This is a genomic window from Dorea sp. BIOML-A1 (assembly GCF_009875615.1).
Classification (GTDB): domain Bacteria; phylum Bacillota; class Clostridia; order Lachnospirales; family Lachnospiraceae; genus Dorea_A; species Dorea_A amylophila.
The window spans coordinates 24,891-31,436 of sequence record NZ_WWSA01000034.1; the positions used below are offsets into that span (position 1 = coordinate 24,891).

Annotated in this window: 9 protein-coding genes and 1 pseudogene; 2 read left to right on the top strand and 8 right to left on the bottom strand. The window is 39.6% G+C overall.

Annotated features, from left to right (window positions below; translation table 11 throughout):
- Positions 1-19 precede the first annotated feature (19 nt).
- From GT508_RS12205 to GT508_RS12225, 5 genes are all read right to left on the bottom strand, one after another.
- A complete protein-coding gene (locus GT508_RS12205) occupies positions 20-592 on the bottom strand; it encodes a hypothetical protein (protein ID WP_161144345.1) in 573 nt (190 codons plus the stop codon).
- Positions 593-746: 154 nt separating this feature from the next.
- A complete protein-coding gene (locus tag GT508_RS12210) occupies positions 747-1,037 on the bottom strand; it encodes a plasmid segregation centromere-binding protein ParR (protein WP_161144346.1) in 291 nt (96 codons plus the stop codon).
- Positions 1,034-1,942, bottom strand: coding sequence for a ParM/StbA family protein (locus GT508_RS12215; RefSeq protein ID WP_161144350.1), 909 nt, complete (start codon positions 1,940-1,942; stop codon positions 1,034-1,036). Before GT508_RS12215 ends, GT508_RS12210 begins: the two co-directional genes overlap by 4 nt.
- Before the next feature lie 186 nt (positions 1,943-2,128).
- A complete protein-coding gene (locus tag GT508_RS12220; RefSeq protein WP_118357214.1) occupies positions 2,129-2,461 on the bottom strand; it encodes a DUF5720 family protein in 333 nt (110 codons plus the stop codon).
- Positions 2,462-2,501: 40 nt separating this feature from the next.
- Positions 2,502-2,813, bottom strand: coding sequence for a hypothetical protein (locus tag GT508_RS12225; protein ID WP_215727210.1), 312 nt, complete (start codon positions 2,811-2,813; stop codon positions 2,502-2,504).
- Between the two features lie 210 nt (positions 2,814-3,023).
- On the opposite strand from GT508_RS12225, the gene GT508_RS12230 reads away from it, so the two are divergent.
- Positions 3,024-3,260 carry a helix-turn-helix domain-containing protein gene (locus GT508_RS12230; protein WP_005341369.1) on the top strand — a complete coding sequence of 79 codons (237 nt, stop codon included), beginning with the start codon at positions 3,024-3,026 and terminating at the stop codon, positions 3,258-3,260.
- A 328-nt stretch (positions 3,261-3,588) separates the two neighbouring features.
- On the opposite strand, the pseudogene GT508_RS12235 reads toward GT508_RS12230, so the two are convergent.
- The 3 genes and pseudogenes from GT508_RS12235 to GT508_RS12245 all read right to left on the bottom strand — a co-directional run.
- A pseudogene (locus tag GT508_RS12235) lies at positions 3,589-3,840 on the bottom strand (flavodoxin); the annotation flags it as partial.
- A gap of 125 nt (positions 3,841-3,965) precedes the next feature.
- On the bottom strand, positions 3,966-4,844 hold the full coding sequence (locus GT508_RS12240) for a LysR family transcriptional regulator (protein ID WP_161144351.1): 879 nt from the start codon (positions 4,842-4,844) through the stop codon (positions 3,966-3,968).
- Positions 4,845-4,929: 85 nt separating this feature from the next.
- Positions 4,930-5,640, bottom strand: coding sequence for a Crp/Fnr family transcriptional regulator (locus tag GT508_RS12245; protein WP_330576938.1), 711 nt, complete (start codon positions 5,638-5,640; stop codon positions 4,930-4,932).
- Between the two features lie 92 nt (positions 5,641-5,732).
- On the opposite strand from GT508_RS12245, the gene GT508_RS12250 reads away from it, so the two are divergent.
- Positions 5,733-6,452: a 4Fe-4S binding protein gene (locus tag GT508_RS12250; RefSeq protein WP_161144348.1), complete on the top strand. Its 720-nt coding sequence runs from the start codon at positions 5,733-5,735 to the stop codon at positions 6,450-6,452.
- Positions 6,453-6,546 lie beyond the last annotated feature (94 nt).

Here is a 6,546-nt window from a genome sequence, read left to right on the forward strand (position 1 = left end):
GTTATTCTGTATCAATTGGTTACCATTCTGTTGGTTCTTCTGCTTTGGTTTCTTCTTCCAGATCAATTTCTCCTTCTGGTTCAGTTTCCTCTTCCGTTTCGCTTTCCCCTTCTGGTTCGTTTTCCTCTTTCGGTTCGCTCTCTCCATCTGGTTCGCTTTCTACTTCTGGCTCGCTTTCCTCTTCTGGTTCGCTTTCCCTTTCCGGCTCAGTGCTTTCTTCCGGTTGAGTTTCTTCTGTTCCTAATTCTCCGGTTGTCTGTTCGGATTCTTCAGGCTGATCTTTGCTTTGCCATTCGGCCTCTGCCTTTTCCAGTGCTTCTTCTATAATCTGAATTAAGAAGTCTTTCTGTTTCATGTGTTTCTGTCCGATGACTACTTTTAATCTCTGGAATAATTCCTCTGATACCTGTACTGCTACTGTTCTTACTGCTCCCATGCTTATTTCTCCTTTTCCGTCCAGTCTGTTGAAATGTTCTTCAATGACCTGTTGTAAAAATTTTTGTGTGCTGCTTTCTGTGAGTTCAATCTCTTCTCTTACTTTCTCATGTAAGTCCATCGGGATCTTTCCGCAGATATTTTTCATCTCTGCCATAACTTTTCTCCTTTCTCTTTCGCTACACACAACATACTCCAAAGCCGCATGGAAAGCTATTCACAATACCCACCAAAGATAACGATGCATTTCTTTCCTTACCCCTAGCAGATCCAACAATGTATGTATCGTGCAATCATAGGCCTCACCCCCTTTACAAATTTTCCATTTGAGATAGAAAATCCATCATCTGATCTGGTATTCCTTCCGATGATGGTTTCATTGTCGATTGTTCCGTAGTGCCACATATTCCTAATTCCCGAACACTTTCTTTTATCGTCTTTTGAATGACTTCTTCCAGCCATTTCCGATCCTCTTTTTCCAGAATTGCCTGAACCAGATACTGGCTTTTCTGCCCTTCTGGAACACTTTGAAATTTCTCCCATGCCCTCTGGTGTTCTGGTTTTTTTAGGTTCGGGCGGAACGAATACACAGGGCGTGTCATCTCGCCCACATCTGCTCTACAATCCGTTCATACCCTGTTGCGTTGGCATGGACGTCCTCTATAAAAACGGGGCGGCAAATCGCGTCCTGTGCGGTCACATGGCGTTTTAAAATTGCAGAGCCTCCACCCATAAATACGGTTGGTACTGCCCGGAGATCAAATCCAGCTTCTGTTACCGCAGACAGTATTTTTTCTATATATTTCCGTCCGTTCTCCTGTATGATCCGTCTGGCCTCCTCTGCCATACTGCAAGATTCCCCCCGAAGCACACGCTCAATTTGAGTTTCTGTTACAGACAGTCCGGTATTTCTACGCACCTGTTCTGCTGTCTCATCAATACATCGGATCACTCCAAGCTCCAGACTCCTGCACGTTGCTGCATTCGGAACAGCATTGTCCAGCCTCATAAGGTCAACGGTCCAGCCACCAATATCAACAAGCAGAACAGACGGTTCATTCTTCAGATACTCTGGATGCAGAGCAAGCGCAGAGTATCCCTGTGGGAACAGTTTCACATCTTTTATTGTTATCTCATATAACTCACTTTCATATAAAAATCGCACTGGCTGCTCTTTCCGCAACAGATACTCCCTGAATCCCTGTTTCTCTCTTCCAAAACTTGAAAGCGGAAGTCCGACAGCCAGAATTACCTCTGTCTTTCGTTCCACTTTCCGATGCTTGATTTCTTCTGCAATGGCTGCCAACGTCAGCAGATAATAATTATCATTGGACGTTTTATTTTTTACCAGTGTCTGTCTCCCTGTACCACAGACGTAATACTTTCCCTGATACTGCAGAACATTCTGCATGGTATACGGCTCGTAATCATACCTAATAATTCCACTTGGGAAAGACACTTGTCTTGTTTTTATTGCATAATAGCCATGATCAATTCCTATGATTATCGCAATCACATCCTTTCATTTTTCTGTTTAACGTAATGTCAAAAATGCTTTCACTGCTGCAACGGATCGTTGCAAAAGTGCCATTCGTGAACACTTTTCTATGTTCCAGTGTCCCAAAACCTGCGGAAAATCTGGCTTTTTTATACCACTATCGCCAGAGGAACACTACTGTTCCTTCCCAGCCGGTTATAAAAGATCCCTCTCCCGGCGGCGGTTCGGCCTGTCCGGGGGAGGGATATATCGCAAGTTTCCTTTTTGAACAATTGCCTGTCTTTTTATTTTTATGAGATGTTTTTCCTGCTTTTGTAAAATGGGAAGATACTCCGGTTCTGACAAAAACTTCCGTATATAATTCCCCTTTTCTCCCAGCCTGTTATCATTTTCTAACAGCTCCATTTCCACCATGTAATGGGTATCTGGATGAAATCTCTTCTCACACAAAATGCTGTCCCCTTTTATATAATCAGATTTAGCCGATTCTCTTGCTGCCGCCAAGAGTTCATAAATACTTACTTCCACCTCTTATCACCTCCCAAAAGACCAGAAAAAAGCAGACCTCTTAATCGAAGTCTGCTCCTGTCGGATATGGTAATCCTCTTTCTTCATATTTTTTATCGATATAATTTCGAATCCATTCCCTGTATTCTTCCGTTAATGCCAGTTCCTGAAATTCTAACAACCACTTTTCCCCTTTTGCTTCGTCATCAAGCCATCGATCTTCTATGCACTCCGGCTCATCTAACATTTTCATCATCGCTTCAAATGGCTCTTTTACATCATCACCAAATTCTTTCCATAAGGCGATTCCATAGTTCTCCAGTTCAAAAAATTCTGTCAGATATGTCAATCGTTCCATATCCCCCAATGTCATTCTTTTTTCACCTGACAATAATGCTCGATCTCTTTTGCCACATAGATTTAAAAATTTTCTCTTTTCCATCTCCACATCCATTATACTTTTACCTCTTCCTGTTAAAAATAATTCCTTATTACGAAACATTATAAAATTTAAATTCTTTAGAATCAATATATATGTTTCTGTATTACGAAACTTTTTATTTTATAAGGGGAGTTCATCATTATGCAAAAGATTAGACCAGATATGGATATTGGTAAAAATATCCAAGCAATTCGATATAAAAACAATATGACTCAAGACCAAGTAGTTGCAAAATTAAATCTTATGGGTATCTCCATCACCAAAAGTACCTATGCCAAACTGGAAACAAATCGCATGAACATTAAGGCATCTGAATTAGTTGCACTTGCAAAACTCTTTCATACCGATATCAATGCTTTCTTTTCCGGCTTGCTATAGTTCGACATTCCCCGACTCCCTGTGTATATAATAGCATATTAAAAATAAGAACCAGTCTATATTCTTATCGGATATAAACCAGTTCTTTTTTCTTATCAAATAATATAAAAGTGACAGGGAATTCAGATTCTTATCTTCTGTCACTCATGTAATTATTATTCTATTTTAAATTTAATGAATTTACCCATTCTTGAATTTCTTTTTCAATGTTATTTTCTATATAAACGTCATACACATTTTTCCACATTATCTGTGTATACTGTTATTTTCAACCCCATAATTATAACTTGGTACACGCTATACACTACTATAAACTGTACTCCATTTTAGGGAATCCCAAAAGGATCTCGTCATAAGAACTCATATCCATCTCTTTTTTCATAATCGCCGGTCTATATTTTTTATCACTCATTTCCACACTGCTTCTGGATTTTTTATTCATCCAGTCAAGATCAGGCTTTGTATATGGAACTTTCGGCTCAATCTCAAACAAATCCGCTTTTACTTCCTCTGCGATCATCTCTGCTACTTTTTTTGTTGTTCCGCTTGCACTGAAAAATGCCACTAATTTTTTACTCATAATAAAAAGCCCCTTTCTTTGCATATTTTTCACAAAAAATAGATGTATAAGATTTACATTCATCTTACACATCTATTTTAAGCTCTATCACTTCATTATGTCTAATGCTTATATTGAATTTTGTTTTATGCCTGGAAAGCATTAATCTCCTCGATCATTTTACGGACTGCCAAAGAATATGGGATATTCCGTCGCCAGGCAATCACAGTGCTTGTCGTGATTTCAGGAGAAATTCTTCGCTGTACAAGAATATCCTCCCGCCAATACTTTGCAGCACCTTCGATGGATACTGGATACCCCAGTCCATTTGCTGCCATGACTCCGGCATTAGTTCCAAGATTACTTGTAAAAGCAATCTGCAGTTTTGAAAAATCTTTTCCAAACCAATTGGCAAGTTCGCTTTGAACATTCACTCTTTCGGGCAATATCAATGGTTTTCCAATAAGATCTTCTTTTTTTATAAACTCTTTCTCTGCCAGCGGATCATCCGGCCGCATTCCGACACACCAGTGATCACAATCTGTAATTCTGATATAATCCAGCCCTTCGGTGTCCACCGGCTCCATGAATAATGCAATATCTACAAGTCCTTTGTTCATCATCTCATACACTGCATCTGCTGTTGCAGTATGCAATACAATCTGAACCAGCGGATATTTTTCTTTATACGTTTTACATATCTTCGCCAATGTCTCCACTGCCGCAAATTCACCGCATCCAATGGTTATAGTTCCCTCTACAACCTCTTCTTTTCCTTTCAGTTCCTCCAGCGTCCTTTCCTCAAGATTAAGAATCTCCAGGGCACGCCTTTTTAATAAAATTCCCTCATCAGTAAGCGAAATTTTCTTCCCGCTTCGAATAAATAATGTTACTCCAAGCTCCTCTTCAAATGCCGCCATCTGTCTTGAAAGCGTTGGCTGGGTAATATGCAATTGTTCTGCTGCTTTTGTAAAGCTCTGTTCTTTTGCTACTGTCAGAAAATAGCGTAATAGTCTTAATTCCATATTTTTATATTCCTGCATTTTTTGTTGTAACCATTCTATCATGTTGCATCCCCAAAACATCATATTGTCAAATTGATTTATGATGTTAATATATTGCTCTTCCTTTCATTCTCGAATCCACATTCTTAGAAACAGCCAATTCAAAATGATTTCGATTTGTTTTTATAAAGCCTTCTTTTTGCAGCTTCGATATCTCCGTAGACATTGCCGCGCGATCAATACATAGATAATCTGCCAGCTGCTGCCGGTCAAAAGGAATGTCAAAGGATAGCGATGAATGTCTGATGGATTCGGCTGACAGATATGACAACAGTTTCTCTCTTGTCGTTCGCTTGCCAACATGTGTAATCTTATCGTTCAAGATCAGTATCTTATTTGCCAGGACACTGACCAGGTTACGAATCAACTTCTGATGATGCTCGCATGCAGTTGGACAAGTAACCAGAAGCCTCTGGATATTTAACAAAATAATCTCACAATCCTCGTCTGCTACCACACTGATATTTAGAACAGCTCCCGGGCTTGCTGCATACGGTTCTCCAAAGAAATCACCGACATGACATTTTGATAAAATATTTCGATGTCCCCACAGGTCTTCCTGAATAACCAGAACACAGCCTGACACCACAAGCCCCATTACTTCTGTGGAATCTGCAGCTCTGAAAATATAAGAATCCCGCTCTTTTGAAACTGTTGTTGCCTCCACACAGTGCAATATAGATAATATCTCTTCATCAGTAAGACCTTTAAAAAATGAACTGTTTCTTAAAATCGGTAAATATTTTTCCAAAATCATTCCTCCTGTTGGAAATCAAACATACAAGTTGTATTTATCATACTACAATTTTGACAGAAACAAAAGTTAAATGCTATTGATGGAGGTTAAAAATGATAAGAAAGATTATTCGAATTGATAAAGAAAAATGTAATGGATGCGGTGCCTGCGCCGATGCCTGTCATGAGGGGGCCATTGACATCATTAACGGAAAAGCAGAATTGGTGAGAGAACATTTCTGTGACGGACTTGGTGATTGTCTCCCGGAATGTCCTACAGGGGCCATTTCTTTTGAAGAAAGAGAGGCTCCTGCATATGATGAAGAAGCCGTAAAAGAAGCGCAGAAAAAAGTATTTGCCAAAAATCAGGCAATGTCTACACACACCGGCTGTCCTGGTTCTAGAAGTATGCAGATTCAGCGATCCGAAACACCTGAAACCATAAAATCAACTCCAAGCGTAGAGCAGCTATCAAAACTTCAGAACTGGCCAGTACAGATTAAACTGGCACCTGTAAGTGCACCATATTTTAACGGCGCAAAACTATTAATCGCAGCCGATTGTACTGCTTATGCATATGCAAGCTTTCATCAGGATTTTATTCGGAATAAGGTAACATTAATCGGCTGTCCTAAATTAGATCAGGTAGATTACAGTGAGAAATTGACTGCAATAATCCAAAATAACAATATTCAAAGTGTGACAATTATAAGAATGGAAGTTCCATGCTGCGGCGGTCTTGAGATGGCAGCAAAAAAAGCACTTCAGAATAGCGGAAAATTCATTCCATGGCAGGTTGTAACGATAAGTATCGACGGGAAAATTATCGAGTAAAAGCAAGCCCCACAAAAATGATATGCTACCCTCATATAGGACAATGAAATATAAAAGTCCTATATGGGGGTATTTTCATGTTCAGAAAGAGTAA